Genomic DNA, 26,766 nt, shown 5'->3' with positions numbered 1-26,766 from the left:
CGCCACCCGGACACCCCGGCAGCGCGCACCAGCGCCGTTGCCGCCCCGAAAACTGGAGAACTGAACAATGGATCACGGCTTCTACCCCAGCAACCTCGACGGTGAAGGCCTGCGTATCGGCATCGTGCAGGCCCGCTTCAACGAGCCGGTCTGCGCCGAACTGCTCGAAGCCTGCGTGGCCGAGCTGGAAAAGCTCGGCGTCGAGGGCGAAGACACCCTGGTGGTGACCGTCCCCGGCGCGCTGGAAATCCCGCTGGCGCTGCAGAAGATGTGCGAGAGCGGCCAGTTCGACGCCCTGGTCGCCCTGGGCGCCGTGGTGCGCGGCGAGACCTACCACTTCGAGCTGGTCTCGAACGAGTCGGGCGCCGGCATCACCCGCGTCGGCCTGGACTTCAATGTGCCGATCGCCAATGGCATCCTGACCGTGGATACTGACGAGCAGGCCCACGCCCGCACGCGCGAGAAGGGCCGCGACTGCGCCCGCGCCGCGGTGGAGATGGCCAACCTGGTCGCCGCGCTCGATTCGCTGCGCGGCCAGGAAGATGAAGACGAGGACGACGATGAGTGATACGTCGAACACCCCCGACAACGACGGCGGCAAGACAGCCGGCGGCAAGCCCGCCGCGGCCCGCACCGAGGCCAAGGCACCGCCCAAGAGCGCGCGCCGCCGCTCGCGCGAGCTGGCTCTGCAAGGGCTGTATCAGTGGCTGCTGAACCGTAATGACATCGGGGCGATCCAGGCTCACCTGCATGATGCGCAAGGTTTCAACAAGGCCGACCGCGAGCACTTCGACGCGCTCCTCAACGGCGCCGTACGCGAGGAAGCCCGCCTGACCGCCGCCTTCGAGCCGTTCCTGGACCGCAAGGTCGAAGAACTGTCGCCGGTCGAGCGCGCCGCCCTGCTGGTCGGCAGCTATGAGCTGGTGCACTGCCTCGACATCCCGTACAAGGTCGTGATCAACGAAGCCGTCGAGCTGACCAAGACCTTTGGCGGCGTCGAGGGCTACAAGTACGTCAACGGCGTACTGGACAAGCTTGCCGCCCAGGTGCGCGCGGCCGAGGTCGCGGCGCGCCGCTGAGTTGCCAGCTGAGCCGCCCGCGGGCCGGCCCACGCCATCACGGCTGGCTTGCGCCGGCAGTGATGAAGACGACACCCGCCCCGGCGGGTGTTTTCATTCCTACCTATCCTCTTGCTGAACGGGCCCCGGGCCCGTCCCGGACCACCATGGACATGCAGCACCTGGCCACCGCCTCCCGCCTCGCCAATATCGAAGCCTTCCACGTGATGGAACTGGCCAAGCAGGCCGCCGCGCTGGAACGCGCCGGCCGCCATATCGTGCACATGGGTATCGGCGAGCCGGACTTTACCGCCGCCGAGCCGGTGGTGCGCGCGGCCGAAGCCGCCATGCGCCGCGGCGTGACCCAGTACACCGGTGCGCTCGGCATCCATCCGCTGCGCGAGGCCATCGCGGGCTATTACAAGACGGCCTACGGGCTGGATATCCCGGCCCGGCGCGTGATCGTCACGGCCGGCGCCTCGGGCGCGCTGCTGCTGGCGTGCGCGGTGCTGGTCGAGATCGGCGCCGAGGTGCTGATGCCCGACCCCAGCTACCCCTGCAACCGGCACTTCGTCGCCGCCTTCGACGGCGCCGCGCGCATGATCCCGAGCGGCCCGGCCGAGCGCTTCCAGCTGACCGCCGCGCAGGTCGAGGCCAACTGGGGCGAGCAGACCCGCGGCGTGCTGCTGGCATCGCCTTCCAACCCCACCGGCACCTCGATCCTGCCCGACGAGCTCGCCCGCATCCTGCAGGCCGTGCGCGCGCGCAACGGCTTTGCCATCCTCGACGAGATCTACCAGGGCCTGTCCTATGACGCGCCGCCGGTCTCGGCACTGAGCCTGGACGAGAACGTGGTCACGGTGAACAGCTTCTCCAAGTACTTCAACATGACGGGCTGGCGCCTGGGCTGGCTGGTGGTGCCGGAGGCGCTGGTGGAAGCCTTCGAGAAGGTCGCGCAGAACCTGTTCATCTGCGCGTCGGCCGTGGCGCAGTACGCCGCGCTGGCCTGCTTCACCCCCGAGGCCCTGGCGATCTACGACGAACGCAAGGCCGAGTTCCGCCGCCGCCGCGACCTGATCGTGCCGGCACTGGAGTCCCTTGGCCTGCGCGTGCCGGTGCGCCCCGACGGCGCCTTCTATGTCTACGCCGACTGCCGCGGCGTCAACCACCCCGCCGCCGGCGATGCCGACCGGCTGACGCAGGCGATGCTGCACGATGCGGGCGTGGTCATGGTGCCGGGGCAGGATTTCGGCCCGCATACGGCGAAGGACTACATCCGGATCTCGTACGCGACCTCGCGCGAGAATATCGAGGAGGCGATGGCGCGCCTCGGCAAGCTGTTCCGCTGACCGTCCTCTGCCGCGGCTGAAGCAGGCAAAAGAAAAGCACCCCGCGGGGTGCTTTTCTGATTGGCGGTACCGTTGCGCGCTCAGGCGTTGTGCGGACCGTTGTTCGCTTCCAGTTTCTCGGTCGGGGCCAGCTGCTCGGCCGGGGCCTTGACCTCGACCGGCTTGTCGGCGTTGGCGGGCGCGTTGCGCACGCCCAGCAGCTGGCGCAGGCGGGCACGCTCGGCCAGCACCTTGGCGCCGTAGCCGCCATCGGTAGCCGTGGTGGCACCGACGTAGTACTTCAGGCCGCCTTCGATCGAGCCGGCGCGGGCGATGCAGTCCTTGAGCACCAGCGCGCCGATCTTGATATTGGCATACGGGTTCAGTGCCGCGGCAACGCCGCCGACGGCCTCGTACTTGTCCTGGTGGACCTTGGTCATGACCTGCATCAGGCCCTGCGCGCCCACGCCGCTTTCGGCGTACGGGTTGAAGCTGGACTCGATCGCGATCACGCCCAGGATCAGCAGCGGGTCGATGCCGACCTCGCGGCCGGTCAGGTAGGCCGCCTTCACCAGCTGCGCGGTGGCCTGCGCCGCCACGCGGTACTTGCGGGCGATATAGTCGGCGACGGCCGCCTGCTCGCGCGCGCTGCCCAGCGTGGCGGTGCTGCGGGCGTCTTGCGCCACGCGCGTGACCGGGATCCGCGCGGCGAGGTGCGCGACCGACGGCACCTTGGCGGATGCCGCCAGGGTCCATTCGTCCACGCCCGACACCGTCGGCAGGCCGGCCTTGCCAAAGGCAAGCTTGGCCGCGGCGACGTCCGCCGAATGCGGCGGCACGGCAGTGCTGGCCACGGCAGGCGCGGCCGGCATGGCGGCGCCAACCAGCACCGCGGGTGCCTCGTCACCCGCCAGCAGCGCGGCCAGCGTGGTGCGCCATTCCTGGCTCAGCGACAGCGACACGGCCGAAACGACCGCGACCACGCCCAGGCTGTTCAGCGCGTACTTCAGCGTTGTGCGGCCACCGCGCAACGCGCGGCCCGCGACCGGATGCGCAAGACGGACCTGCAATGCCCGACTCACTCCGGGTACCGGCTGTCGGAGACGGACCTGCAAGGCCCGCCCGATGCCGGGAAGATGAAGGGTTTTCCAACCGCTCATGCTTACCTCCATCCGTTGCCCGCTTCGCGCGCCCGACTGCGGCACGCGCCCGATCTCAACGTACTCAAGTAAGGATGCCGCGCCGTCCAGCAGTGACGACCAAGCATCTGTTGGCAGGCGCTCCCCGTGCGCCCAACTGGAAACAGGCTACGCTCTGGGGGAGCGCACCCTGCCACGACTAAACTCACTACGCTCCGGCAAGTCGCCGGAGGCGACCGGTCGGCCCGCCTTGCTTCGGGTCCATACATCGGTCCTTGCTGGAGGGACTTTCTGGCACATTTTCTTTATGTGCACCCCTTGACACAGGGGGAAAATCCATGTTGCGACGCAACACTCCAGGAGCAAGACCGGATTGTAGGAACGGTGTTATATCCCGTCAAGAATAATAACTTCGGTTTCTACTACTTACAGTTATTTGTAACAATGATTGCCATGTCGCCACCGGATCACCCGATTGCCCGCAAACGCAGGCCTGGCCTTGGCTGGTCGCTCGGAAAAGTACGCTGTCAGCGACAAAAAACTTACAATTTGCGCGGCTTGGCTTTGATGATTTTTTTGCCGCGGCGCCGGTGAATGTGTATCGTCACCGACTTCGACGCCGCCTTGCAGAGGCTTTCCCCCAGCCCCGCACCACAACAGAATTCACTATGCAATACAAAGACTTGCGCGATTTCATCGGCCAACTCGAAGGCATGGGCGAGCTGCGGCGCATCGCCCGGCCGGTTGCGCCCAACCTGGAAATGACCGAAGTCTGCGACCGGCTGCTGCGCGCTGGAGGCCCCGCGGTCCTTTTTGAGAAACCTTCCGGAGCCAGCACCGATGGAGGTATCTATAGCGTCCCCGTACTGGCCAATCTGTTCGGCACGACACACAGAGTCGCACTTGGCATGGGCGCCGAATCGATGGAGGACCTGCGCGACATCGGCCGGGTCTTGTCAGCATTGAAGGAACCGGAACCGCCGCGCGGCCTGCGCGAGGCCGGCAAGCTGTTCACGCTGGCCAAATCTGTGTGGGATATGGCACCAAAGCGCGTCAGCAGCCCGGCCTGCCAGGAGGTGGTGTGGGAAGGCAACGACGTCGACCTGGCGCGCCTGCCGATCCAGACCTGCTGGCCCGGCGACGCCGCGCCGCTGATCACCTGGGGCCTGGTGGTGACCAAGGGCCCGCACAAGAAGCGCCAGAACCTTGGCATCTACCGCCAGCAGGTGATCGGCCGCAACCAGGTCATCATGCGCTGGCTGGCGCACCGCGGCGGCGCGCTGGATTTCCGCGAGCATGCGCTGGCCAATCCCGGCAAGCCCTTCCCGATCGCGGTGGCGCTGGGCGCGGACCCCGCCACCATCCTGGGCGCGGTGACGCCGGTGCCCGATACGCTGTCCGAGTACCAGTTCGCCGGCCTGCTGCGCGGCAGCCGCACCGCGCTGGCCGGCTGCCTCACGCCGACGCTGTCCGAGCTGAGCGTGCCCGCGTCGGCCGAGATCGTGCTCGAAGGCCATATCCAGCCCGACCCGAACCACCCGTCCGGCTACCAGCATGCGCTGGAAGGCCCGTTCGGCGACCACACCGGCTATTACAACGAGCAGGACTGGTTCCCGGTGTTCACCATCGACCGCATCACCATGCGGCGCGACCCGATCTACCACTCCACCTACACCGGCAAGCCGCCCGATGAGCCGGCGGTGCTGGGCGTGGCGCTGAACGAGGTGTTCGTGCCGCTGCTGCAGAAGCAGTTCCCGGAGATCACCGACTTCTACCTGCCGCCCGAGGGCTGCAGCTACCGCATGGCGCTGGTGCGCATGAAGAAGCAGTACGCCGGCCATGCCAAGCGCGTGATGTTCGGCGTGTGGAGCTTCCTGCGGCAGTTCATGTATACGAAGTTCATCGTGGTGGTCGATGACGATGTCGACGTGCGCGACTGGAAGGAAGTGATCTGGGCCATCACCACACGGGTCGACCCCAGCCGCGACACGGTGCTGGTCGACAACACGCCGATCGATTACCTGGACTTCGCCTCGCCGGTGTCGGGCCTGGGCTCCAAGATGGGCATCGACGCGACCGACAAGTGGCCGGGCGAGACCACGCGCGAATGGGGCACGCCGATCTCCATGGATGCCGCGGTCAAGGCGAAGGTCGACACCATGTGGGAAAGCCTGTTCGAGCGTCCGGCCGGCAACTGAATCTAAGGGCCGTTATCATTGCAGGCTGATGCCGGCTGCCGCCACACGAGCCCGGCATACCCATCGCCACCATCCGATGCCCGCGACAGACGGGCCCGAGGAGGAGACATGAGCACCCCCGCCCCTCTGACCGAAGGGAATCTGATGTGGACGCCGTCCGCGGCGTTCCGCGACAGCAGCCAGATCGCCGCCTTCATGCGCTGGCTGCGCGCCGAGCGCAGCCTGGCCTTTGACGACTACGACAGCCTGTGGCAGTGGTCGGTCACCGAGCTGGAAGCCTTCTGGGATGCCGTGCGCGCGTATTTCGACGTGCATTTCGACACGCCCGCCACGCAGGTGCTGGACCGCCACACCATGCCGGGCGCGCGCTGGTTCGAAGGCGCGACGCTGAACTACGTGCAGCAGGTATTCCGCCATGCCGGCACCAGCACCGGCACCGCCCGCCAGCGCGCCGCGATCCGTTACGCCGGCGAAGCGCAGCTGCTGGCCGAAGTGAGCTGGGACACCCTCGAAGCCCAGGTCGCGTCGCTGGCGCATGCGCTGCGCCAGATGGGTGTGCAGCGCGGCGACCGTGTCGCCGGCTACCTGCCCAATATCCCCGCCACCATCGTCGCCTTCCTCGCCACCGCCAGCCTCGGCGCGGTGTGGTCGGGCTGCGCGCCCGACATGGGCCAGGTGGCAGTGATCGACCGCTTCCGCCAGATCGAGCCCAAGGTGCTGATAGCAGTCGATGGCTACCGCTATGGCGGCAAGGTCTACGACCGCGCCCCGGTGGTGGCAGACCTGGTCGCCACCCTGTCCTCGCTGACCGATCTCGTGCTCGTGCCACAGGTCGGCAGCAATGCGGCGCCGCCCGCCGGCGTGCGCACCCATGCCTGGCAGGAGGTGCTGGCGCACGACGTGCCGCTGGCGATCGAGCCGGTGCCGTTCGACCACCCGCTGTGGATCGTCTATTCGTCCGGCACCACCGGCATGCCCAAGCCGATCGTGCATGGCCATGGCGGCATCGTCATCGAGCAGCTCAAGCTGATGGCCTTCCATAACAACCTGGGCCCGGACGATGTCTTCCACTGGTACAGCAGCAGCGGCTGGATCATGTGGAACGCGCAGGTGGCCGGGCTGCTGCTGGGCACCACCATCGCACTGTATGACGGCAACCCGGCTTATCCGGATGCCGGCGTGCTGTGGCGCTTCGTCGACGATGCCGGCGTGACCATGTTCGGCGCCGGCGCGGCCTTCTTCACCAACTGCATGAAGGCGGGCATCGAGCCGGCGCGCATCGCCGACGTGTCGCGCCTGCGCGGGCTCGGCTCGACCGGCTCGCCGCTGCCGGTCGAGGCCTACGACTGGATCTACCGCCATGTGCGCGAAGACATCTGGCTGGTGCCGATGTCGGGCGGCACCGACTTTGCCGGCTCGTTCGTCGCCGGCTGCCCGCTGCTGCCGGTCTATTCCGGCGAGATGCAGTGCCGCTGCCTGGGCGCCAGGGTGGAGGCCTTCGACGACCACGGCCAGCCGCTGCTCGACGCGGTGGGCGAACTGGTCTGCACCGAGCCGATGCCGTCGATGCCGCTCTACCTGTGGGGCGACACCGACGGCAAGCGCTATCGCGACAGCTATTTCGACACCTATCCCGGCGTCTGGCGGCATGGCGACTGGATCAAGATCACAAGGCGCGGCGGCGCTGTGATCTACGGGCGCTCGGACGCCACCATCAACCGCCACGGCATCCGCATGGGCACCAGCGAGCTGTACCGCGTGGTGGAAGACCTGCCGGAGGTGCTCGACAGCATGGTGGTCGACCTGGAATACCTGGGCCGCGAATCCTATATGCCGCTGTTCGTAGTGCTGCGCGAAGGCCTGGTGCTGGATGATGCGCTGCGCGACACCCTGCGCGCGCGCATCCGCGACGCGCTGTCCTCGCGCCACGTGCCCAACGAGATCGTGCAGGTGCCCGGCGTGCCGCGCACGCTGTCGGGCAAGAAGATGGAGGTGCCGATCAAGAAGCTGCTGCTCGGCCATGCGCCGCAGGGCATCGCCAACCGCGATGCGATGGCCAACCCGGACACGCTCGACTGGTACTTCGACTACGCCGCACGCTTCCTGGCTGCGCGGCAAGCCGAATCGGCCACGGCGTAGCGTCAGCGCCGGCGGCGGCCGCTAGAACTCCACATCCAGCTCGCTGATTTCGTCGGGTTCCTCGCGCGCCGCCGCGATCCACTCCTGCAGTTCCGGCATCGACAGGATCTGCTTGCAGTAGGCAACCGGCACGGGATCGAGCATCACGCCATAGGTGACAAAGCGCGTCACCACCGGCGCGTACATGGCGTCGGCCATGGTGCGCGTGCCGAACAGGTATGGCCCGCCGTAGCGCGTCAGGCATTCGGTCCAGATCGCCGTGACGCGATCGATGTCCGCCTGCGCACGCGACCACACCTTCATCCCGGGGAAATGCCCCTTCAGGTTCATCGGCAGCGCCGAACGCATCGCGGCGAACCCGGAATGCATCTCGCCGCAGATGGCACGGCAGTGGGCACGCGCGGCGCGGTCTTCCGGCAGCAGGCCAGCCTTGGGGTGGATTTCATTCAGGTATTCGGCGATTGCCAGCGTGTCCCACACCGTCACGCCGTGGTGGCGCAGGCACGGCACCAGGATCGACGGGGACAGCAGCAGGATTTCCGCACGCGCCGCGGCGTCGTCCGGCGGCACCAGCACTTCTTCGAATTCCAGGCCGGCAAAGCGCGCCAGCAGCCAGCCGCGCAGCGACCATGAGGAATAGGTCTTGCTGCTAATGGTGAGTGTGGTCTTGGACATCGCGCCTCCTTTACTGCTTGTTGCCGCTAATGGCCGCGCACCTATGCAGTGCATCCGGCAGGCACCAGTCTGAAGCCGCTGCGCGCAACGCGCCGCGAAGCGGCGCCATGCCCATGCGCCAGGCGCATGCCTCGCTACTTGCGCGGCATTGTCCGCCCGCTCACAGCACAATGCGCAAGGCGCGTGCCAGGCATAAACTGATGGCATGCATATTGCGGCTCGCAAGAACCAGAATAGCGGGGACCGAGCCATGCTGTACCACGCCTACCAGATCTACGCGGACATGATACTGCCGGCCTGCACGCTGGCGGAGCTGGCTGCCGCGACGCTGGCGGCAAATCCCAGGTCCGGTGGTTTCGACGCGGTGCCCCGCCTGCGTGCCGCCTGCGAGCTCATCGCACTGGTGCGGCTCACGCACCACCGGCCGGCCTTCGGCATCGACCACGCAACCGTCGGCGGCCAGCCGGTGCCGGTCACCGAGGAAGTCGTCGCGCGCACGCCGTTCTGCTCGCTGCTGCACTTCCGCCGCCACGGCATCGTCGGCCAGCCGCGCGTGCTGCTGGTGGCGCCGATGTCCGGCCACTTCGCCACGCTGCTGCGCGGCACGGTCCAGACCATGCTGGCCGACCACGACGTCTATCTCACCGACTGGCACAACCCCCGCGACATTCCGTTGCTGGCCGGGCGCTTCGGCTTCGATGAATTCGTGCAGCACCTGATCGGCTTCCTGCAGACGCTGGGCGGAGGCACGCATCTGGTGGCGATTTGCCAGCCTGCCGTGGCAGCGCTGGCGGCAGCGGCACTCATGGCCGAGGACGGGGATCCCGCCCAGCCGCCCAGCCTGACGCTGATGGCCGGCCCCATCGACGCGCGCGTCAATCCGACCAAGGTCAACGCGCTGGCCATGAGCCAACCCCTCGAATGGTTCGAGCGCACCTTGATCGGCATGGTGCCGCTGCGCTTTGCCGGCGCGATGCGGCGCGTCTACCCGGGCCACGTGCAGCTGCTGGCCTTCATGAGCATGAACCCGGAGCGGCACGAACAGGCGCTGCGCGAGCTCTACGCCCTGCGCGAGCGCGGCGAGCACGACAAGGCCGATGCCATCCGCGACTTCTACATCGAGTACTTCGCCACCATGGACCTGACCGCGGAGTTCTACCTGGAAACCGTCAGCCTGGTATTCCAGCGCTTCCTGCTGGCCCAGGGCCTGCTTGACGTGAGCGGACGCCGTGTCCGCACGCGCGCCATCCACCGCACCGCCCTGCTCACCGTGGAGGGTGAACGCGACGATATCTGCGCCATCGGCCAGACCGTGGCGGCGCAGGACCTGTGCTCCAGCCTGCGCCCCTACATGCGCATGCATCATGTGCAGACCGGGGTCGGGCACTATGGCGTGTTCAACGGCAGGCGGTGGGAGACGCAGGTGTACCCGCTGGTGCGCAACACCATCTACACCAGCAGCTAACCCGGCAGCCGCCAGCGCGCTGGCCTCGCTTATCATGGCAGCTGCGCCGGGCGGCACGCGAACGGCGCGGCACCAACGATCAACATGCCATTGCTACCGACACAAGACTTCCAGGGCCAGCCGCTGGTCCGGATCGGCGATGCCGACACGTTCCTGCTGCTCGCCCCGCAACACGGCGGGCGGCTGGTCCGCTGGGTGCACCGCGGACAGGACATCCTCTACTGGCCGGACGCTGCCGACTGGTCCCGCCCGGCCAAGGTCCGCGGCGGCAACCCGCTGCTGTTTCCGTTTATCGGCCGGCATTTTGCCGATGGCAATCCGGGCCAGTGGCGCGACGGACAAGGGACCATGCGCACGCTGGCGCAGCACGGCTTTGCGCGCGACCTGCCCTTCGACGTCAGCGCCATCGACGCGCAAGCCGCGATCACGATGACGCTGCGCGACAGCGATGCAACGCGGGCCGGCTACCCCTTTGCCTTTGTCTTCGACGCCATCTACCGCTTGCTGCCCGACGGCCTCGAAGTCACGCTGCGCACCATCAATACCGGCGCGCAACGCCTGCCCTGCTATCCCGGCCACCATTTCTATTTCGCGCTGCCGCACGCGCAACGTGGCGCCGCGTCGCTGGCATTGCCGGGCACGGACCGCATGCGCCAGCTACCCGATGGCAGCCCCGGGCCCGCAGAGCGGGGCGAGACGACTTACTGGCTGGACGACGCACGCCTGCAGGACACGTTCCACGTCTTTCGCGACAGCCCGTCCGCCGCGCTGGCGATGCCGGACCGCCGCGTCACGTTCGAACTCGACCTTGCCGGCAGCGCGCCATGGCATGCCGTGACGACCTGGTCCGAAAACGAAACCTCCGACTTCTATTGCGTGGAACCGTGGGCAGGCCTGCCCGACGCGATCCACCACGGTCAGGGGCTGCGCTGGATCGAGCCGGGGCAAACGGAAAGCGCGATATGCCGGCTGCGGGTGGCTGGCTGAGTCAGTGCACCCGGCTCAGCGCTCGAAATCCAGTCCGCCGATCAGGATCGCCGGGTCAGCCTGCGACAGCGAGCGGAAATCGATCCCGCGCGGCTCCTGCCAGGCGCGCAGCTTTGCCGGCAGCGCCGCCAGGTAACCGGCAAAGCGCGTCTCGCCCCCTGCCGCAAACAGCCGTTGCACCTCCAGCCCGTCCCACGCCAGCGTGATATCCAGCGCATAAGGGTGGCGCCGCAGGTCCGGCGGGCCATCCCCGGTTACGCGCAGGCGCGGCGGCCAGCCGGGGGCTTCGGCGGGCAGGGTGTGGAGTTGCACGCGCCGGTCATGCTGGCCAATCGCGGCGGCGATGCGCGGCAGGCATTCCGCTTCAAAGCGGGCGAAGAAATCGGTGGTCAAGGTGGCGGCGTCCTGACGTTGCGAGTTGGAGCGATGGCGGCACACAGCCGTGCGCCATCGTGCCAGCAACTATACGCCGCCGGGTGTCATACCGGGCGGTAGACCTGGAAGCCCAGCCCCGGCGACAGCACCTCGGTCTCCCCTTCCTGCAGCGCCACCGGCCGCAGGCTGCCATTGGCCATCGACTCCCCCGCAAACTCAGCGATATTGCGCAGGCGGGCCGCCGGGATCCCCAGCGCGCTGAGGCGCAATTCCAGATCCTCCGCGGTGCCCGCCGCCACTGCGCCCGCAATCGCCCGCTTGAGCGCGGCCGGATCGAGCGAGCGCACGAAGGCAGGCAAGGCGCCCGCATCCAGCGGCGTCTCGAACAAGGCCGGATCTTGCGCAAGCCCGCCCAGCCCGAGTGCGTCAAGCAGCGCCAGCAACTGCTTCGGCGTATTCGCGCCGATCGCCAGCCAGCCATCCTGCGTGCGGAAGAAATCGGCCGACGGGCTGCCCGAATAGCCCTGGTTGCCCTGCCGCGCCGGCACGCCGCCGGTGGTCATGGCATCGCACGTCATCGGATACATCAGTTGCAGGCCGGCGGTGGCCATCGAGACATCGAGCAGCATGCCCCGCCCCGTGCGTTCGCTCTCGCGCACGCCGGCCAGGATGGCAAAGGCGGCCAGCATGCCGGTGGCCGAGTCGATCACCGGGAAGCCGGTCTTCATCGGCGGATCGCCCTCGGTGCCGCCCATCCAGGCCATGCCGGTGGCGGCCTGCACCACGTGGTCGTAGGCAGGCCGGCCATGCCACTGCGCCGCGCCGCGGCCAAAGCCCGAGATGCTGCAATAGACCACGCGCGGATTGCGCGCGCGCACGGCTTCATAGCCCAGCCCGAAGCGCTCGAGCACGCCCGGCCGCAGGTTGTCGACGAAGACATCGCAGCGGCCGGCCAGTTCCAGCGCGTGTTCGCGCCCTGCCTCATCCGACAGGTCGAGCGCCAGCGACGACTTGCCCGCATTGAGCGCGACAAAGGCGGCATGCCCCTTGCCCGCGCGGCGCATCACGTCGCCACCGCCGGCGCTCTCGACCTTGGTGATCCGCGCCCCCAACTGCGCCAGCAGGAAGGTGGCAAACGGCCCGGCGATCACGTGCGAGAAATCCAGCACGGTGATGCCGGCCAGCGGGGCAAAATCCGGTTGTGGAGTGAGGGTCATGGGATAGCCTATTCGATGGTGATGCGGTTCTTGTCGATAACCTGGCGGATGCGGGTGGTCTCATCGGCCACCAGCCGCGAGAAGGCTTCAGGCGTGGGCGTCGGCGCAAGCACCGCGCCCATCTCGGCATAGCGCCGGCGCAGGCCGGGATCGCCCAGCGCCTGCAGCACCGCGGCATGCAGCCGCGCCACGATCGGCGCGGGCAGATGCGGCGGCGCCCAGATGCCGCTCCATGCGTCGAGATCGAGATCCTTGCGGCCCAGCGCCTCATTCAGCGTGGGCACCTGCGGCAGCACCGCGGCGCGGCTGGCCGAGGTCACCGCCAGGGCCCGCACCTTGCCGCTGGCGATCTGCGGAATCGCCGTCGCCGCCACCGGGAAGCCGAACTGCGTGTCGCCCTTTATCAGCGATGGCACGATCTCGACCGAGCCCTTGTACGGCACATGCACCACGTCGATGCCGGTGGCCGACGCAAACGCCGCGCCCGACACATGCGCGGCCGAGCCGATCCCGCCCGAGGCGTAGTTCAGCGTGCCCGGCGCGCGCCGCGCCGCGGCGACCAGGTCGGCCACGTTCCGGTACGGCGAGCCGGCGCTGACCACCAGCACCGCCGGACTGACGCCGACGCGGATGATGTGGGTGAACGCCATCGGGTCGAACTTCGCGCCGGGCTGCAGCAGCTTCTGCGTGACATGGGTCGAGGCACCCAGCATCAGCGTGTAGCCATCCGCCGGCTGCTGCGCGACAAACTCCGCGGCCAGGATGCCGCCTGCACCGACCTTGTTCTCGACCACCACCGGCTGGCCAAGCTCTCGCGCCAGCAACTCAGCCAGCTTGCGGGTCTGGATATCCGGACCGCCGCCGGCGGCGTAGGGCACCACCAGCCGGATCGGGCGGTTGGGATAGGGACTGGCCGCACCGGCCCTGCCCAGCGCGGCAGCGGCCGGCAGCGCCAGCAGGGACTTCAGCAGCAGGCGGCGCCCGACGTTGGCATGCATCGCATGTCTCCTCCATGGTTTGCCCCGATTGTCCGGCGCCGGGCCATTCGAAACAATTATCCAGTCTTGATGGAACCATCACGTTTTGTTATGAGTCCCGCCTCCCCTACGCGCGCCAGCGCCGCCACGCCGTCTCCCAACCGGATTGACCGGCTGCGCATCCGGCACCTGCGCCTGCTCGACCTGGTGGCGCGCAGCGGCTCGCTGACCGCGGCCGGCGAAGCGCTGCATATCAGCCAGCCCGCCGTCACCAAGATGCTGCAGGAACTGGAGTACGCCTTCGGCTGCAGGCTGATCGAACGCACCACGCGCGGCGGACGGCTGAGTGCCGCGGGCGAACGCGCGCTGGAGCGGCTGCGCGTGGTGCTGGGCGTGATCGACGCCGCCGGCGAGGCGCTGCAGGCGCGCCCGGAAGTGCCGCTGGTCCGGCTGGGCATGCTGCCGCTGGTGGGCGTGGACGTGCTGCCGCAGGCGGTCGCGCTGCTGCGGGCCCAGGACGCGCTGCCGCGGCTGGCAGTGCGCGAACATAGCGTCGGCGGCCTGACCGCAATGCTCTGCGAAGGCGAACTCGACTGCATCGTGGGCCGGCTGCAGAAAGACGACACCGACCAGCTCAAGGCCAGGGTCCACATCACCCCGCTGCGCGATGAATACCTGGCCGTGGTCTGCGCCCCCGCCCACGCGCTGGCGCGGCGCCGCGAGGTCGCGCTGGCGGACCTGCATGAAGGTCCCTGGATCCTGCCGCCGCGCGGCACCCACACGCGCGACGTGTTCGAGCAGCCATTCCTCGACGCCGGCCAGCTGCCGCCCGTTCCGCATATCGAATCGGCCTCGTTCCACAGCAACCTGGCCATGACCGCCGCGGGCGGCTTCCTGACGGTGGCGCCGGCCACGGCGCTGGCCCACTACCAGGCCATGTCGATGGTGCGGGAAGTGCGGCTGCGCACCCCGTTTGCATCGGGCCGGCTGGTCTTCATCACCCCGGCGCAGATCGAGGCGCCGCCCGCCGTGATCCGGTTGCGCGAAGCCCTCGAAGCGGTGACAAGGCAGGACACCGGCGCACCGCCGGCACGCGCGCGGCGCCGCTGACAGGTCACGGTCTGGCTGCCGCACTACACTGGCAATGGATGCACCGCCATTTCCGGCCCCAGGGAACCGGCCGCCTTTCCACGGCCCCAGCCAGTGCTGACCACCCGATGAACCGCCTCAGGTACGCAGTAAGCCTGTCCTATGAAGTCATGGATCCCATGGCGGACTTCCTGCTCAATATCGAAGCCGCCCGCACGCCCCGGCAGTCCGTCGTCTCGGAGCAGCTGACGCTGCCGCCCGGCCTCGAGACCGCCCGCTACACCGATCCCGTGCTGGCCAACCGGCTGCTCAGGCTGCGCGCACCCCAGGGCCCCCTCGGCATCCGCTATGAGGCGATCATCGACATCGATCACTACCTGGAAGACGGCGACAGGTTGTCAGAAGTGCCCGTTGCCGAGCTGCCCTTCGATGTCCTGCCCTACCTGGCACCAAGCCGCTACTGCGAATCCGACCGCCTGATGGAATTCGCCAGCCGCGAGTTCGGCGGCATGCTGCGGGGCTATGTGCGCGTCTACGCCATCCGCGAGTGGGTGCGCAATCATGTGCGCTTCCTGTCGCGGTCCACCAACGAACGCACCTCGGCTGCCGACACAATCGTGGAACGCACCGGCGTCTGCAGGGATTTCGCCCACCTGATGATCGCCCTGTGCCGCGCGCTGAGCATCCCGGCACGCATGTCCAGCAGCCTCGACTACGGCGCGGACGCAGACATGGGCGGGCCGGATTTCCACGCGGTGGTGGAGGTCTACCTGTCGCACCGCTGGTACCTGCTGGATCCTTCGGGCATCTCGATCCCCACCGGCCTGCTTCGCATCGGCACCGGCCGGGATGCCGCGGACATACCGTTTGCGGCCATCTTCGGCCAGGTAAGGTCGGAGCGGCCCGCGGTGGAAATCGAGCCGTTGACGGATGCGGCGGCTGGCATCGGGATGCCGGTGTTTACGCCGCAGGCGATTTCTACGTGGTAGCGGATCCGGACGTTAGTGCTCGCACAGGCACTTATTTTGCCCGTACCGCAGCTGGCAGCTTGCGTCCTCGCCAGAAATCCGCATAGAATCGCGGGTTCGCGGGCGTCGTATAATGGCTATTACCTTAGCTTCCCAAGCTAAAGACGTGGGTTCGATTCCCATCGCCCGCTCCACTTCCAGTCGAGACAAGCCGCCTTTGCCACCATTACGGTGATCTGCCCGGCGGCTTTTTTGTTGCCATGCTTCCCCAAGACCCCAGCACCGAACCGACGCCGGCTGACGACGCCGCGCCGGTAGACAGCGCCGGACAAGCGTCCGCCCCCTCTCCTGCCGATCCTGAAGGCGTTGCGCATCCGCGCCGGATCCGTTCGTTCGTGCGCCGCGCGGGGCGGACCTCGACCGGGCAGCAGCGTGCCATCGACGAAGTCGGGCCGCGCATGATGGTGCCGTACGCACCGCAGCCACTGGACTGGGAGGCAACATTTGGCCGCAAGGCGCCGTCGATCCTTGAGATCGGCTTCGGCATGGGTGAGACCACCGCGCATATCGCCGGCCTGCGGCCGCAAGACAACTTCCTGGGCTGCGAGGTGCATGAGCCCGGCGTGGGCGCGCTGCTCAAGCTGATCGACGAGCGCGGCCTGGCCAATGTGCGGATCCTCCAGCACGATGCGGTGGAGGTGATCGCGCATATGCTGACCGATGACTGCCTGGACGGCGTGCATATCTACTTCCCGGACCCCTGGCACAAGAAGCGCCACAACAAGCGCCGGCTGGTGCAGCCGCCGCTGGTGAAGGTGCTGGCCGCGCGGCTGAAGCCGGGCGGCTATATCCACTGCGCGACCGACTGGGAAGAGTACGCGCATCAGATGCTGGAAGTGCTGTCGGGCGAGCCGTTGCTGGAGAACACCTCGACCGCTGCGGACGGATTTGCCGAGCGGCCCGATTACCGGCCCGTGACCAAGTTCGAGCGGCGCGGCGTGCGCCTCGGGCATGGCGTGTGGGACGTGGTCTTTCGCAAGCGCGCCGCCTGAGCGCTGGCGACGGAGAAACAAAAAAGCGTGGCACCCGCCACGCTTTTTTGTTGCCTGCTGCAATCCCGCTCAGGCGTGCCAGGACACCAGGCCGGAGTACGCGGTCAACAGCACCACGATGCCGAAGGCGATACGGTACCAGGCAAACGGCTTGAAATCATGCGTGGCGACGAAACGCAGCAGCCAGCGCACGCACAGGAAGGCGGACAGGAAGGCAAAGACGAAGCCCACCGCGAAGATGCCGAGGTCGTCCCCGTTCAGCAGCGCGCGCGCCTTGTACAGCTCGTACACGGTGGCGCCGAAGATCACCGGGATCGCCAGGAAGAACGAGAATTCGGTGGCCACCTGCCGCGACAGCCCGAACAGCATGCCGCCAATGATGGTGGCGCCCGAGCGCGAGGTGCCCGGCACCAGCGCGAAGCATTGCGCCAGGCCGACCTTGAGGGCATCGCGCCAGTTCAGGTCATCGACCGATTCAATCCGCGGCGCGCCGGCCTTGGCGGCCTCCAGCAGCGCATTGCCCTGCGGATGCGAGACCGTGCCGCGGCGCGCGTCGCGCCATTCGGCCAGCAGGATCACCACGCCGCCAACAATAAAGGCCAGCGCCACCGAGATCGGGTTGAACAAGTGGGCCTTGATCCATTTGCCGAAGATAAAGGCCAGCACGATGGCCGGCACCGAGGCGATCACCACGTTGGCGGCAAAGCGTTGCGCGAGCGGCTCGGCGCGCAGGCCGCGCACCACGTTGCCGATGCGCGCGCGGAATTCCCAGCAGACCGCCAGGATCGCGCCGAACTGGATCACGATTTCGAAGATCTTGCCCTTCTCGTCGTTGAAGTCGAGCAGCTGGCCGGCCAGGATCAGGTGGCCGGTGCTGGAGATGGGGAGAAACTCGGTCAGTCCTTCGACGATGCCGAGTATCACGGCTTTCAGGGCAAGTGCGATTTCCATGCGGAACGGAGAAACGTGGTCATGGGCGTTGCCCGGCATGCGCGCCGGACCGCCTGGATTGTTGTATGAGCGCCCCGGTCACGGGCGGTTGATCTTGACGTTGATGCCGTCTGGCAAAACGGTGATTGTACCGGGTGCCACATTCGTGCCGGCAACCCGCAGCTGGTCTTCGCGGAAGGTATAGAGCGGATAGTCCTGCAGCAGCTGCTCGGCCAGGATGCCGCCCAGCGCGTTGAGCTGGCGCGAAAACTGCGCGGGCATGCCCTGCACGTCGAAGCGCTGCACCTCGGGGTCCTGCAGCACCACCGAGCGCGTGGGTTCGTCATAGCGCAGGCCGCTGTCCAGCGCAAAACGCCCTGACAGGGCCCGGCTGAAGAACAGCTTGTTGTCGATCATGGCGTCAAACTGCACGTTGACGCGGTTGCGCGCCGGGTCCAGCGTCAGCTGCGGGTTGGTCAGCTGGATGTCGAACAACTCCATATAGCGCTTGTTGAACGGAAACTTGCGCTCCAGCGCCGCCTGCAGCTGGCTTTGCGAGAAGGTGTATTCGTTGCGGAAGGCGCCGCAGGCGGCCAGGCCCACGGCCAGCGTGGCCGCGGCTGCCGCGGCAAGCCAGCGCCGTCGGGAAGTCCGGATCATATTGCCTCCGATTGCGGGATAGTCAGGTGGCGTACCAGGCGTCATGCGAGCGGACCGGGCCGCCCGGGCCCGGCCTGCGGCGCGGTCAGGATTTCCAGCCGGGTCAGCCAGTGCAGCGCGGCTTCGCGCGAATCGCCGCACATCTCGGCCGACGGCTTCAGGCCGCCGCAGAACGCAGGCCGGTCCGGGCTGCCGAATACCGCGCAGCGCATATCCGGCAGCAGCTGCGCGCACGGCATGCCCGCCGGCTTGCCGGCGGGCATGCCGGGTAGCGGCGAGGCAATCGACGGGGCGATGCAGCAGGCGCCGCAGCCCGCGCGGCAGGAAAGGTCTGACCGGCAGCTCATGACGATGGTTCAGGATGGGCGGCCGCCAGGCGGCCAGCATAAAGGGGACATTGTGCCCGAAGGGCCGCTGCCGTCCTGTAAGAAAAGGAAAACGCGGTAAGCCGCGCCCGGGCATCGCCGGGAAAAGCGCACAACAAGCCACACGTCGTAAATCCGCCTCAGTGCAATCCCGGTGTGTTCCCGAGGGTCGCCGGCCTGCGCTTGACCCCCTCATGGCGCTCATCTACATTACTGACCCACAAGTTATTAACTTTCCGAGCCGCCCCCACGTGCCCCGCAGTACCCGCAAGACACCCGTGAAAACGCCCGCCGATGCGCACAAGGACGCCGACACCCCGCGCTGGAGCCGGCGCAAGGCCGCCCGCCCGCAAGAGCTGGTGGCCGCCGCGCTCGACCTCTTCGTTGAGCGCGGGTATGCGGCCACCCGGCTGGAAGACGTGGCCGCGGCGGCCGGCGTGTCCAAGGGCACGGTCTATCTTTACTTTGCCAACAAGGAAGAGCTGTTCAAGTCGGTGGTGCGCGAGAACCTGGTGCCGGCACTGGCGCGCGGGTCGGACCTGGTCGACGCCTACGACGGCAGCACGCCCGAGCTGTTGCGCGAGCTGCTGCGCGGCTGGTGGGGCCTGATCGGCGCCACGCCGGTGGCGGGGCTGACCAAGCTGATCATGGCCGAGTCGGCCAACTTCCCGGACATCGCCCGTTTCTATAACCAGGAAGTGATGATGCCGGGCGACGAGTTGTTCGCCAAGGTGCTGGCCCGCGGCGTGGCGCGCGGCGAATTCCGCGCGATGCCGGCCAACCCCACCACGACGCTGGTCTGTGCGCCGCTGGTGTTCCTGATGCTGTGGCAGCGCGCGCTGCGCGCCACCGCCGAGAAGGACATCGACCCCGAGGCCTTCCTGGACGGCCTGCTGGACACGCTGCTGTTCGGGCTCACCACCGGCGATGCCCGCAATCGCCCGCTGCCGCCGCAGACCGGCCCCTACATCTGGGAACGCATCCGCGACGACATGCTGGCGCAACGCGCCGCCGCCATGGAAGCCGACGCCGAGCCCGATCCCCCTGCGCCGCGACCCGGCCCCTGAACATGAAGCGCAAGCCCCTGCTGATCACCGCCGCCTGCATCGCCATCGCGCTGACCGCCACGGTCGCCGTGCGCAAGGCCGTCAGCGCGCGCCAGCCGCAGGCGCCGGCCCAGGCCGCCGTCAACGTGGTGGAATTCCTGCAGACCGACCTGGTCAGCGTGGCGCGCCAGGACCTGCGGGTGTCGCTGCCGCTGTCGGGCAGCCTGCGTGCGCTGAACCAGGCCTCGGTCAAGGCCAAGGTCTCCGGCGAGGTCAAGGCGGTGCTGGTACGTGAGGGCGAGCCGGTGCGCGCCGGCCAGGTGATCGTGCGCATCGATCCCACCGAGTACGAGGCCAGGGTAGCGCAGGCGCGCGGCCAGATGCTGGCCACGCGCGGGCAGTTCGAGAACTCGCGCCAGACCTGGGAGCGCAACCGCGAGCTGGTCGGCAAGGGCTTTATCTCCAGGACCGCGTTCGACAAGTACCAGGCCGACCTGGACGTCGCCCACGCCAACCTAGACGCGGCCCAGGGCGGCCTGGCGGTGGCGCAGAAGGCGCTGGCCGACACCGTGGTCAAGGCCCCGCTCGACGGCATGGTGGCCGCGCGCGCGGTGCAGCCGGGCGAGAAGGTCTCGCCGGATACGCGCCTGGTCGACGTAGTCGACCTGCGCGTGCTGGAACTGGAAGCGCCGATCCCGATGGCGGACGTGGCGCGCGCCGCGGTCGGCCAGCCGGTGGCGCTGGACGTGGAAGGCGCCGGCCGCTTCACCGGCAAGCTGGTGCGCATCAACCCGGCAGTCAGCCAGGGCACGCGCAGCATCATGGTCTATATCCGCATCGAGAATGCAGACCAGACGCTGCGCGCCGGCATGTTCGCGCGCGGCGCGCTGGTGCTGGGCGAGCGTGCCGGCGTAGTGGCGGTGCCGTCCTCGGCGGTGCGCACCGAAGGCGAGCGCGCCTTTGTCTATGCCATCGACAAGGACACGCTGGCCGAGCGCCCGGTGCAGCTTGGCATCCGCGACGAGGCCAGCGGCATGGTGGAGATCGTCTCGGGGCTGGACGCGGGCACCGAGATCGTCCGCAACAACCTCGGCACGCTGCGCAGCGGCAGCCAGGTCAAGCGCGTCAAGGCATAAGGGCCCGCGCCATGTGGTTCACGCGCCTGTCGATCCGCAACCCGGTGCTGGCCACCATGATGATGATGGCCTTCATCGTGGTGGGGCTGTTCTCTTACCAGCGGCTGCCGGTCGACCAGTTCCCCGACATCACCTTCCCGGTGGTGGTGGTGCAGACGGAATATCCCGGCGCCGCGCCGGAGTCGGTGGAGTCCGACGTCACGCGCAAGGTCGAGGAGATCGTCAACACCATCTCCGGCATCGACGAGATCTTCTCGCATTCGTACCAGGGCACTTCGGTCGTCGTCATCAAGTTCGACCTGAGCGTCGACGTCGGCCAGGCCGCGCAGGACGTGCGCGACAAGATCGCGCTGATCCGCCCGCAGTTCCGCGACGAGGTGAAAGAGCCGCGCGTGCTGCGCTATGACCCGTCCGATGCGCCGATCTTCTATCTCTCGGTCTCCAACGCACCGGGCGCCACCCACAGCCAGCGCGAGCTGACCACCATCGCCGACCAGATCGTGCGCAAGCGGCTGGAGACGGTGCGCGGCGTGGGCGCCATCAATATCGTGGGCGGCACCAAGCGCGAGGTCGAGATCCGCATCCGGCCGGCGCAGCTCGAGGCGCTGGGGATTGGCGTGGACCAGGTCATGAACGCCATCCGCAACGAGAACCAGGAACTGCCCGCGGGCGAGCTGCGTTCCTCGGCCACGGAAACGGTGGTGCAGATCAAGGGCCGCGTGCCCACCCCCGACGCGTTCCGCCAGATCATCGTCGCGCGCCGCGCCGGACAGCCGGTCACGCTGGGCGAGATTGCCGATGTGCGCGACGGCCAGGAAGAGCAGGAAAGCCTGGCGCTGCTGGACGGCAAGCGCGCCCTGTTCCTGTCGGTGGTGAAGGCGCAGGGACAGAACACGGTCGATACCGTCGACGGCCTGGTGCGCATGACCGAGGAAACACGCAAGCTGGTGCCGGCCGGGGTGCAGCTGAACGTGGTCAACGACACCGCGCGCGGCATCCGCAGCAGCGTCAAGGAGGTGCGCTCGACGCTGCTGGAAGGCGCCTTCCTGACGGTGGCGATCGTATTCCTGTTCCTGGGCTCCTGGCGCAGCACGGTGATCACCGGCCTGACGCTGCCGATCGCGCTGATCGGCACCTTCGGCGTGATGTATATGTGCGGCTTCACGCTCAACGTGATCACGCTGATGGCGCTGTCGCTGTGCGTGGGCCTGCTGATCGACGATGCCATCGTGGTGCGCGAGAACATCGTGCGCCACAACCTGATGGGCAAGGACCACCGCAGCGCGGCGCTGGACGGCACCAACGAGATTGGGCTGGCGGTGCTGGCCACCACCTTCTCGATCGTGGCGGTGTTCCTGCCGGTGGGCTTCATGGGCGGCATCATCGGGCGCTTCTTCCACCAGTTCGGCATCACCGTGGTGGCGGCGGTGCTGATCTCGATGTTCGTCTCGTTCACGCTGGACCCGATGCTGTCGTCGGTCTGGCATGACCCGGACCTGCACGGCACCGGCAACAAGAAGAGCTGGTACGGGCGCACGGTGGGGCGGTTGCTGGACTGGTTCTCGGCAAAGATGGACAAGCTTGGCAACGGCTACGCCGGCATGCTGGGCTGGGCGCTGAAGCACCGGCTGGCCACCGCCATCATCGCCGCGGTAACCTTCTTCGGCAGCTTTGCGCTGGTGCCGCTGATCGGCACGGAATTCGTGCCCAATGCCGACCTGGGCGAGACCCAGGTGGGATTCACCACGCCGGTCGGCACCTCGATCGAAGTCACCGAAGCCAAGGTGCGGCAGGTGGAAGCCGCGCTCAAATCGTTCCCCGAAGTGGCCTACACCTACGCCACCATCAACTCGGGCAATGCCTCGGGCCGCAACAATGCGCTGGTGTCGGTGCGCCTGACCGAGCGGCGCTCGCGCCAGCTGTCCACCGCGCAGCTCAACCCGCTGATCCGGCAGCGCCTGGCGGGCATTGCCGGCATCACGCTGACGCTGGTGGGCATGCCCGACGGCGCCGGCGGCCAGAAGGCGATCCAGGTATCGATCCAGGGCGATGACCTGGACGAACTGCGGCGCCTGTCCAGGGAAGCCGGCACGCGCATGAAGGCGATCCGCGGCCTGGCCGACCTGGATTCGAGCATGAAGGACGACCGCCCCACCATCGAGGTGCGCATCCGGCGCGAGCTGGCCTCTGACCTGGGCGTGGGCGTGGCGCAGATCGGCAATGCCCTGCGCCCGCTGCTGGCCGGCGACGCCATCAGCTCATGGCGCGCGCCCGATGACGAGAACTACGACGTGCGCGTGCGCCTGCCCAGGGACGCGCGCACCGGCATGGCCGACCTGAGCGCGCTGATGATCGCCAGCAGCCAGACCAACGCCGACGGCTCGCCCAGGATGGTGCCGCTGCGCCAGATCGCCGAGCTGGTGCCGACCACCGGCGCCAACCAGATCAGCCGGCGCGACCTGAACCGCGAGGTCGAGCTGACCGCCAACGTGGCCGGGCGCTCGGCCGGCGAAGTCGCGCGCGACGTCAAGGCCGCGCTGGACGGCATGAACTGGCCGGCCGGCTACAAGTACCGCTTTGGCGGGTCGACCAAGTCGATGAACGAGTCCTTCGGCTACGCCGTGTCCGCGCTGGCGCTGGCGGTGATCTTCATCTACATGATCCTGGCCTCGCAGTTCGCCAGCTTCTTCCAGCCGATCGCCATCATGACCTCGCTGCCGCTGACGCTGGTCGGCGTGTTCGCGGCGCTGCTGCTGTTCCGCTCGACGCTGAACATGTTCTCGATCATCGGCTTCATCATGCTGATGGGGCTGGTGACCAAGAACGCGATCCTGCTGGTGGACTTCGCCAACCAGGCGCGCCAGGGCCATGTGGACCAGGGTGGAGTTGGCGACGGCCGCCAGCCGCTGTCGCGCGAGGCGGCGCTGGTGGAGGCCGCGCGCGTGCGGCTGCGCCCCATCCTGATGACCACGCTGGCGATGATCTTCGGCATGGTGCCGCTGGCCTTCAGCCTGGGCGAAGGCGCCGAGCAGCGCGCGCCGATGGGCCAGACCGTGATCGGCGGGATCATTACCTCGTCGATCCTGACGCTGGTGGTGGTGCCGGTGATCTATACGTATCTTGATGATTTCGGCGCCTGGCTGCGCCGGCTGTGGCAAGGCAAGCCCGCCAGCGAGCCCGCAGCGCACGCGCAGCCCGCGCCCGGCCGGCAAGCGGCACCGGATCGCCCGGCCCCGGCGGAGGCCAGCGCGGAATGAGCCTGGCGGCGTCTGCAAGGTTAAAATAAAGGGTTTGATAAGACTGTCCGGCCGTGGCACCGCGCGGCCGGCGCACAGACCGACAGCGGTTGGCATTGGTAAGGAATGGCAAGATGGATCTCGAAAAAGCCCGATTCAACATGATCGAACAGCAAATCCGCCCGTGGGACGTGCTGGACCAGGAAATCCTGGACCTGCTGGCGGTAGTCAAGCGGGAGCAGTTCGTCCCGGCCGCGTACGCCTCGCTGGCGTTCGTCGACATGGAGATTCCGCTGCCCGCCGGGCAGAACATGCTGGCGCCGCGCGTGGAAGCCCGCATCCTGCAGGACCTGGCCGTGCGCAAGCATGAGAACGTGCTGGAAATCGGCGCCGGCTCCGGCTACATGGCCGCCCTGCTGGCCAACCGCGCGCGCCACGTGCTGACCGTGGACATCGTGCCCGAGCTGGTCGAGCTGGCCCGCACCAACCTGGCCAACGCGGGCGTCACCAACGTCGACGTGGCCGAAGGCAACGCCGCCGACGGCTGGAGCGCCGCCGCGCCCTACGACGTGATCTGCATCTCGGGCTCGCTGCCGGCGATTCCGCAGTCGATCCTGTCGCAGGTCAAGGTGGGCGGCCGCATCGCCGCCTTCATCGGCGAACTGCCGGTAATGGAAGCGCGCCTGGTCACACGCGTGTCCGAGACCGAATACCAGGTCGTCAACCTGTTCGAAACCGCGGTCAAGCCCCTGCAGGGCGCGGCCCGGCCGTCGCAATTCCAGTTCTGAGGACAGATCCACCATGCAGGTCATCAAAGCGACCGAACTGGCCCAGTGGCTGGCCGATGCCAGCCGCGCCAAGCCGGTCCTGCTCGACGTGCGTGAAGGCTGGGAGGTGCAGACCTGCGCCATGCCCGGCATCACCCACATCCCGATGCGGGACATCCCCGCGCGCGCGGCCGAACTCGACGAAGACGCCGACATCGTCTGCATCTGCCACCACGGCGCACGCAGCATGCAGGTGGCGGCCTACCTGGAGCGCCAGGGCTACGGCAAGGTCTACAACCTGACCGGCGGCGTCGACGCCTGGGCCAGCGATGTCGACCCGGCCATGCCGAAGTACTGAAGCGGCAGTCCAGCACAGCAACACCAAGAAGAATCGACTGTAGCCGCGGCCCGCGCCCGGCAACCTGGAGCTTTCATGACGTTTGCGCCCAACGCCCTGCCCGGAGTGATCCGGACACGCCTGGCGATCGCGGTTTCCCTGCTTGCCCCGCTGCTGGCCATGATGCCGGCGGCACCGGCAAGCGCGGCCGACCTGCTGCAGGTCTATCGCGATGCGCAAGCCAATGACGCGCAGTTTGCCAGCGCGCGCTCGCAGCTGCTGGCCACGCGCGAGCGGCTGCCCCAGGGCCGCGCCGGGCTGCTGCCGCAGGTGGTCGGCACCGCGGGCGCCAACCGCACCAAGCTCGACCAGACCGCTTCGCTGCCGGTCGGCGCCGGGGCCAGCGCCTCCGGCACGCGCTTCTTCAACAACAACAACTGGCAGCTGCAACTGAGCCAGCCGCTGTTCCGCTGGGACCGCTGGGAAACCTACAAGCAGGGCGAACTGGCGTCGCTGGCCGGTGAAGTCAGCTTCCACCAGGCCGAGCTCGACCTGATCACGCGCAGCGCGCAGGCCTACTTCGACGTGCTGGCGGCACAGGACAACCTCTACCTGGCACGCGCGCAGAAGAAGGCCATCTCCGAGCAGCTGGAGCAGGCCAAGCGCAATTTCGAAGTCGGCACCGCCACCATCACCGACACCAACGACGCCCAGGCCCGCTATGACCTGGCCACCTCGACCGAAATCGCCGCGCAGAGCGACCTTGAGATCAAGCGCGCCACGCTGCAGCAGATCACCGGCAAGCCGGTCGACGAAGTGCTGGGCCTGCGCCCCGAGGCACCCATCCCCGGCCCGCAGCCGCCCGACGTCAACGCCTGGGCCGCGCAGGCAGAGACCAGCAACCTGCAGGTGAACCTGGCCAGCTACAACCTGGAAACCGCCCAGCGCGAAACCAACAAGGCCAAGGCCGGCCACCTGCCCTCGGTCGACCTGGTGGCCTCGTACGGCTTCACCAATCAGACCGGCAGCGCCACGCAGGCGATCTCCACCCATTACAACGCCTCGCAGATCGGCGTGCAGCTGACCATGCCGATCTTCGCCGGCGGCCAGATCCAGTCGCGCGTGCGCGAGACCCTGGCCCTGGCCGACAAGGCCGCCAGCGACCTGGAATTCGCGCGCCGCAGCGCCGCGCAGACGGCCCGCCAGACCTACTCCGGCGTGTCCAACGGCCTGGCCCAGGTCAAGGCCCTGGAAGCCGCCGAACGCTCGGCCACCAGTGCGGTGGAATCCAACCAGCTCGGCTATGAAGTGGGCGTGCGCATCAATATCGACGTGCTCAACGCCGAAGCGCAACTGTTTTCGACCCGGCGCGACCTGGCCAAGGCCCGCTACGACACCATCATGAACGGCCTGAGGCTGAAGGCCTCCACTGGCGTGCTGCAGGAAGCCGATGTGGTGCAGATCAACACCCTGCTGACCTCTTCGCCGGGCGCGCTGTACAAGCTGCCCGCGCCCGCCCAGGCCGGCGCCAGGGCCCCGGCAAACCCGCGCGCCTCGGTCGAGCGCCGCGGCACGCGGCGCGAAGCCACGCCTGCCGGCGCACCGCGCTCCTGATCCTCCGC

Annotated in this window: 24 protein-coding genes and 1 tRNA gene; 17 read left to right on the top strand and 8 right to left on the bottom strand. The window is 68.0% G+C overall.

What is annotated here, in order from left to right; genetic code table 11:
* Positions 1–67 precede the first annotated feature (67 nt).
* The 3 genes from ribH (at position 68) to I6H87_RS11560 (ending at position 2,407) form a co-directional block, all read left to right on the top strand.
* On the top strand, positions 68–568 hold the full coding sequence (ribH, locus tag I6H87_RS11570; protein ID WP_010813763.1) for a 6,7-dimethyl-8-ribityllumazine synthase: 501 nt from the start codon (positions 68–70) through the stop codon (positions 566–568).
* A complete protein-coding gene (gene nusB / locus I6H87_RS11565; protein ID WP_010813764.1) occupies positions 561–1,079 on the top strand; it encodes a transcription antitermination factor NusB in 519 nt (172 codons plus the stop codon). Before ribH ends, nusB begins: the two co-directional genes overlap by 8 nt.
* Positions 1,080–1,225: 146 nt before the next feature.
* Positions 1,226–2,407 carry a pyridoxal phosphate-dependent aminotransferase gene (locus tag I6H87_RS11560; protein WP_010813765.1) on the top strand — a complete coding sequence of 394 codons (1,182 nt, stop codon included), beginning with the start codon at positions 1,226–1,228 and terminating at the stop codon, positions 2,405–2,407.
* An 80-nt stretch (positions 2,408–2,487) separates the two neighbouring features.
* Here the strand turns inward: I6H87_RS11560 and I6H87_RS11555 are convergent, their stop codons facing one another.
* Positions 2,488–3,546 (bottom strand): lytic transglycosylase domain-containing protein, encoded by a 1,059-nt coding sequence (locus I6H87_RS11555; protein ID WP_011615864.1) that lies wholly within the window; start codon positions 3,544–3,546, stop codon positions 2,488–2,490.
* A gap of 647 nt (positions 3,547–4,193) precedes the next feature.
* On the opposite strand from I6H87_RS11555, the gene ubiD reads away from it, so the two are divergent.
* Together ubiD and I6H87_RS11545 are read left to right on the top strand one after the other, a co-directional pair.
* Positions 4,194–5,723 (top strand): 4-hydroxy-3-polyprenylbenzoate decarboxylase, encoded by a 1,530-nt coding sequence (ubiD, locus tag I6H87_RS11550; RefSeq protein ID WP_011615865.1) that lies wholly within the window; start codon positions 4,194–4,196, stop codon positions 5,721–5,723.
* Between the two features lie 108 nt (positions 5,724–5,831).
* On the top strand, positions 5,832–7,862 hold the full coding sequence (locus I6H87_RS11545; protein ID WP_011615866.1) for an acetoacetate--CoA ligase: 2,031 nt from the start codon (positions 5,832–5,834) through the stop codon (positions 7,860–7,862).
* Between the two features lie 21 nt (positions 7,863–7,883).
* Here I6H87_RS11545 and I6H87_RS11540 read toward each other — a convergent pair whose 3' ends face one another.
* Positions 7,884–8,537, bottom strand: a complete 654-nt coding sequence (locus I6H87_RS11540) for a glutathione S-transferase family protein (RefSeq protein WP_010813769.1) — start codon at positions 8,535–8,537, stop codon at positions 7,884–7,886.
* 250 nt (positions 8,538–8,787) lie between these two features.
* Between I6H87_RS11540 and I6H87_RS11535 the strand changes: the two genes are divergently transcribed.
* Both I6H87_RS11535 and I6H87_RS11530 read left to right on the top strand, forming a co-directional pair.
* Positions 8,788–10,002, top strand: coding sequence for a polyhydroxyalkanoate depolymerase (locus tag I6H87_RS11535; RefSeq protein ID WP_010813770.1), 1,215 nt, complete (start codon positions 8,788–8,790; stop codon positions 10,000–10,002).
* An 84-nt stretch (positions 10,003–10,086) separates the two neighbouring features.
* Positions 10,087–10,989 carry an aldose epimerase family protein gene (locus I6H87_RS11530; protein ID WP_011615867.1) on the top strand — a complete coding sequence of 301 codons (903 nt, stop codon included), beginning with the start codon at positions 10,087–10,089 and terminating at the stop codon, positions 10,987–10,989.
* A 15-nt stretch (positions 10,990–11,004) separates the two neighbouring features.
* Here the strand turns inward: I6H87_RS11530 and I6H87_RS11525 are convergent, their stop codons facing one another.
* The 3 genes from I6H87_RS11525 to I6H87_RS11515 all read right to left on the bottom strand — a co-directional run bounded on the left by I6H87_RS11525 (position 11,005) and on the right by I6H87_RS11515 (position 13,579).
* The gene (locus tag I6H87_RS11525) at positions 11,005–11,382 is read right to left on the bottom strand and encodes a DUF5594 family protein (protein ID WP_011615868.1); all 378 of its coding nucleotides are present in this window, start codon (positions 11,380–11,382) and stop codon (positions 11,005–11,007) included.
* Positions 11,383–11,468: 86 nt separating this feature from the next.
* Positions 11,469–12,581: a CoA transferase gene (locus I6H87_RS11520; RefSeq protein WP_010813773.1), complete on the bottom strand. Its 1,113-nt coding sequence runs from the start codon at positions 12,579–12,581 to the stop codon at positions 11,469–11,471.
* Between the two features lie 8 nt (positions 12,582–12,589).
* The gene (locus tag I6H87_RS11515; protein WP_011615869.1) at positions 12,590–13,579 is read right to left on the bottom strand and encodes a tripartite tricarboxylate transporter substrate binding protein; all 990 of its coding nucleotides are present in this window, start codon (positions 13,577–13,579) and stop codon (positions 12,590–12,592) included.
* A 90-nt stretch (positions 13,580–13,669) separates the two neighbouring features.
* Here I6H87_RS11515 and I6H87_RS11510 point away from each other — a divergent pair, with 90 nt between their 5' ends.
* The 4 genes from I6H87_RS11510 (at position 13,670) to trmB (ending at position 16,667) form a co-directional block, all read left to right on the top strand.
* Positions 13,670–14,668: a LysR family transcriptional regulator gene (locus I6H87_RS11510; RefSeq protein ID WP_010813775.1), complete on the top strand. Its 999-nt coding sequence runs from the start codon at positions 13,670–13,672 to the stop codon at positions 14,666–14,668.
* Between the two features lie 107 nt (positions 14,669–14,775).
* Positions 14,776–15,636: a transglutaminase-like domain-containing protein gene (locus I6H87_RS11505; RefSeq protein ID WP_011615870.1), complete on the top strand. Its 861-nt coding sequence runs from the start codon at positions 14,776–14,778 to the stop codon at positions 15,634–15,636.
* Positions 15,637–15,734: 98 nt separating this feature from the next.
* Positions 15,735–15,809: transfer RNA gene (locus I6H87_RS11500), tRNA-Gly, on the top strand.
* 66 nt (positions 15,810–15,875) lie between these two features.
* A complete protein-coding gene (gene trmB / locus I6H87_RS11495; protein WP_011615871.1) occupies positions 15,876–16,667 on the top strand; it encodes a tRNA (guanosine(46)-N7)-methyltransferase TrmB in 792 nt (263 codons plus the stop codon).
* A 69-nt stretch (positions 16,668–16,736) separates the two neighbouring features.
* On the opposite strand, the gene I6H87_RS11490 is transcribed toward trmB, so the two are convergent.
* From I6H87_RS11490 to I6H87_RS11480, 3 genes are all read right to left on the bottom strand, one after another.
* Positions 16,737–17,618: an undecaprenyl-diphosphate phosphatase gene (locus tag I6H87_RS11490; RefSeq protein WP_010813778.1), complete on the bottom strand. Its 882-nt coding sequence runs from the start codon at positions 17,616–17,618 to the stop codon at positions 16,737–16,739.
* A gap of 78 nt (positions 17,619–17,696) precedes the next feature.
* Positions 17,697–18,257: a DUF1439 domain-containing protein gene (locus tag I6H87_RS11485; protein ID WP_010813779.1), complete on the bottom strand. Its 561-nt coding sequence runs from the start codon at positions 18,255–18,257 to the stop codon at positions 17,697–17,699.
* Between the two features lie 41 nt (positions 18,258–18,298).
* The gene (locus tag I6H87_RS11480; protein ID WP_011615873.1) at positions 18,299–18,604 is read right to left on the bottom strand and encodes a hypothetical protein; all 306 of its coding nucleotides are present in this window, start codon (positions 18,602–18,604) and stop codon (positions 18,299–18,301) included.
* A 269-nt stretch (positions 18,605–18,873) separates the two neighbouring features.
* Here I6H87_RS11480 and I6H87_RS11475 point away from each other — a divergent pair, with 269 nt between their 5' ends.
* From I6H87_RS11475 to I6H87_RS11450, 6 genes are all read left to right on the top strand, one after another.
* A complete protein-coding gene (locus I6H87_RS11475) occupies positions 18,874–19,689 on the top strand; it encodes a TetR/AcrR family transcriptional regulator (protein ID WP_011615874.1) in 816 nt (271 codons plus the stop codon).
* Between the two features lie 2 nt (positions 19,690–19,691).
* Positions 19,692–20,804, top strand: a complete 1,113-nt coding sequence (locus tag I6H87_RS11470) for an efflux RND transporter periplasmic adaptor subunit (RefSeq protein ID WP_011615875.1) — start codon at positions 19,692–19,694, stop codon at positions 20,802–20,804.
* Positions 20,805–20,815: 11 nt separating this feature from the next.
* Entirely contained in the window at positions 20,816–24,061 is a 3,246-nt protein-coding gene (locus tag I6H87_RS11465; RefSeq protein WP_011615876.1) for an efflux RND transporter permease subunit, read from the top strand.
* A gap of 113 nt (positions 24,062–24,174) precedes the next feature.
* Positions 24,175–24,828: a protein-L-isoaspartate O-methyltransferase family protein gene (locus I6H87_RS11460; RefSeq protein WP_010813784.1), complete on the top strand. Its 654-nt coding sequence runs from the start codon at positions 24,175–24,177 to the stop codon at positions 24,826–24,828.
* A gap of 13 nt (positions 24,829–24,841) precedes the next feature.
* Complete coding sequence (locus I6H87_RS11455) at positions 24,842–25,165, top strand: rhodanese-like domain-containing protein (protein ID WP_011615877.1); 324 nt, start codon at positions 24,842–24,844, stop codon at positions 25,163–25,165.
* 75 nt (positions 25,166–25,240) lie between these two features.
* Positions 25,241–26,758, top strand: a complete 1,518-nt coding sequence (locus I6H87_RS11450; protein WP_010813786.1) for a TolC family outer membrane protein — start codon at positions 25,241–25,243, stop codon at positions 26,756–26,758.
* Positions 26,759–26,766: the final 8 nt, after the last annotated feature.

Source organism: Cupriavidus necator (genome assembly GCF_016127575.1).
GTDB lineage: Bacteria > Pseudomonadota > Gammaproteobacteria > Burkholderiales > Burkholderiaceae > Cupriavidus > Cupriavidus necator_D.
The sequence above is the reverse complement of the archived record's forward strand: the minus strand, read 5'-3'. Positions and strand labels throughout refer to the sequence as shown.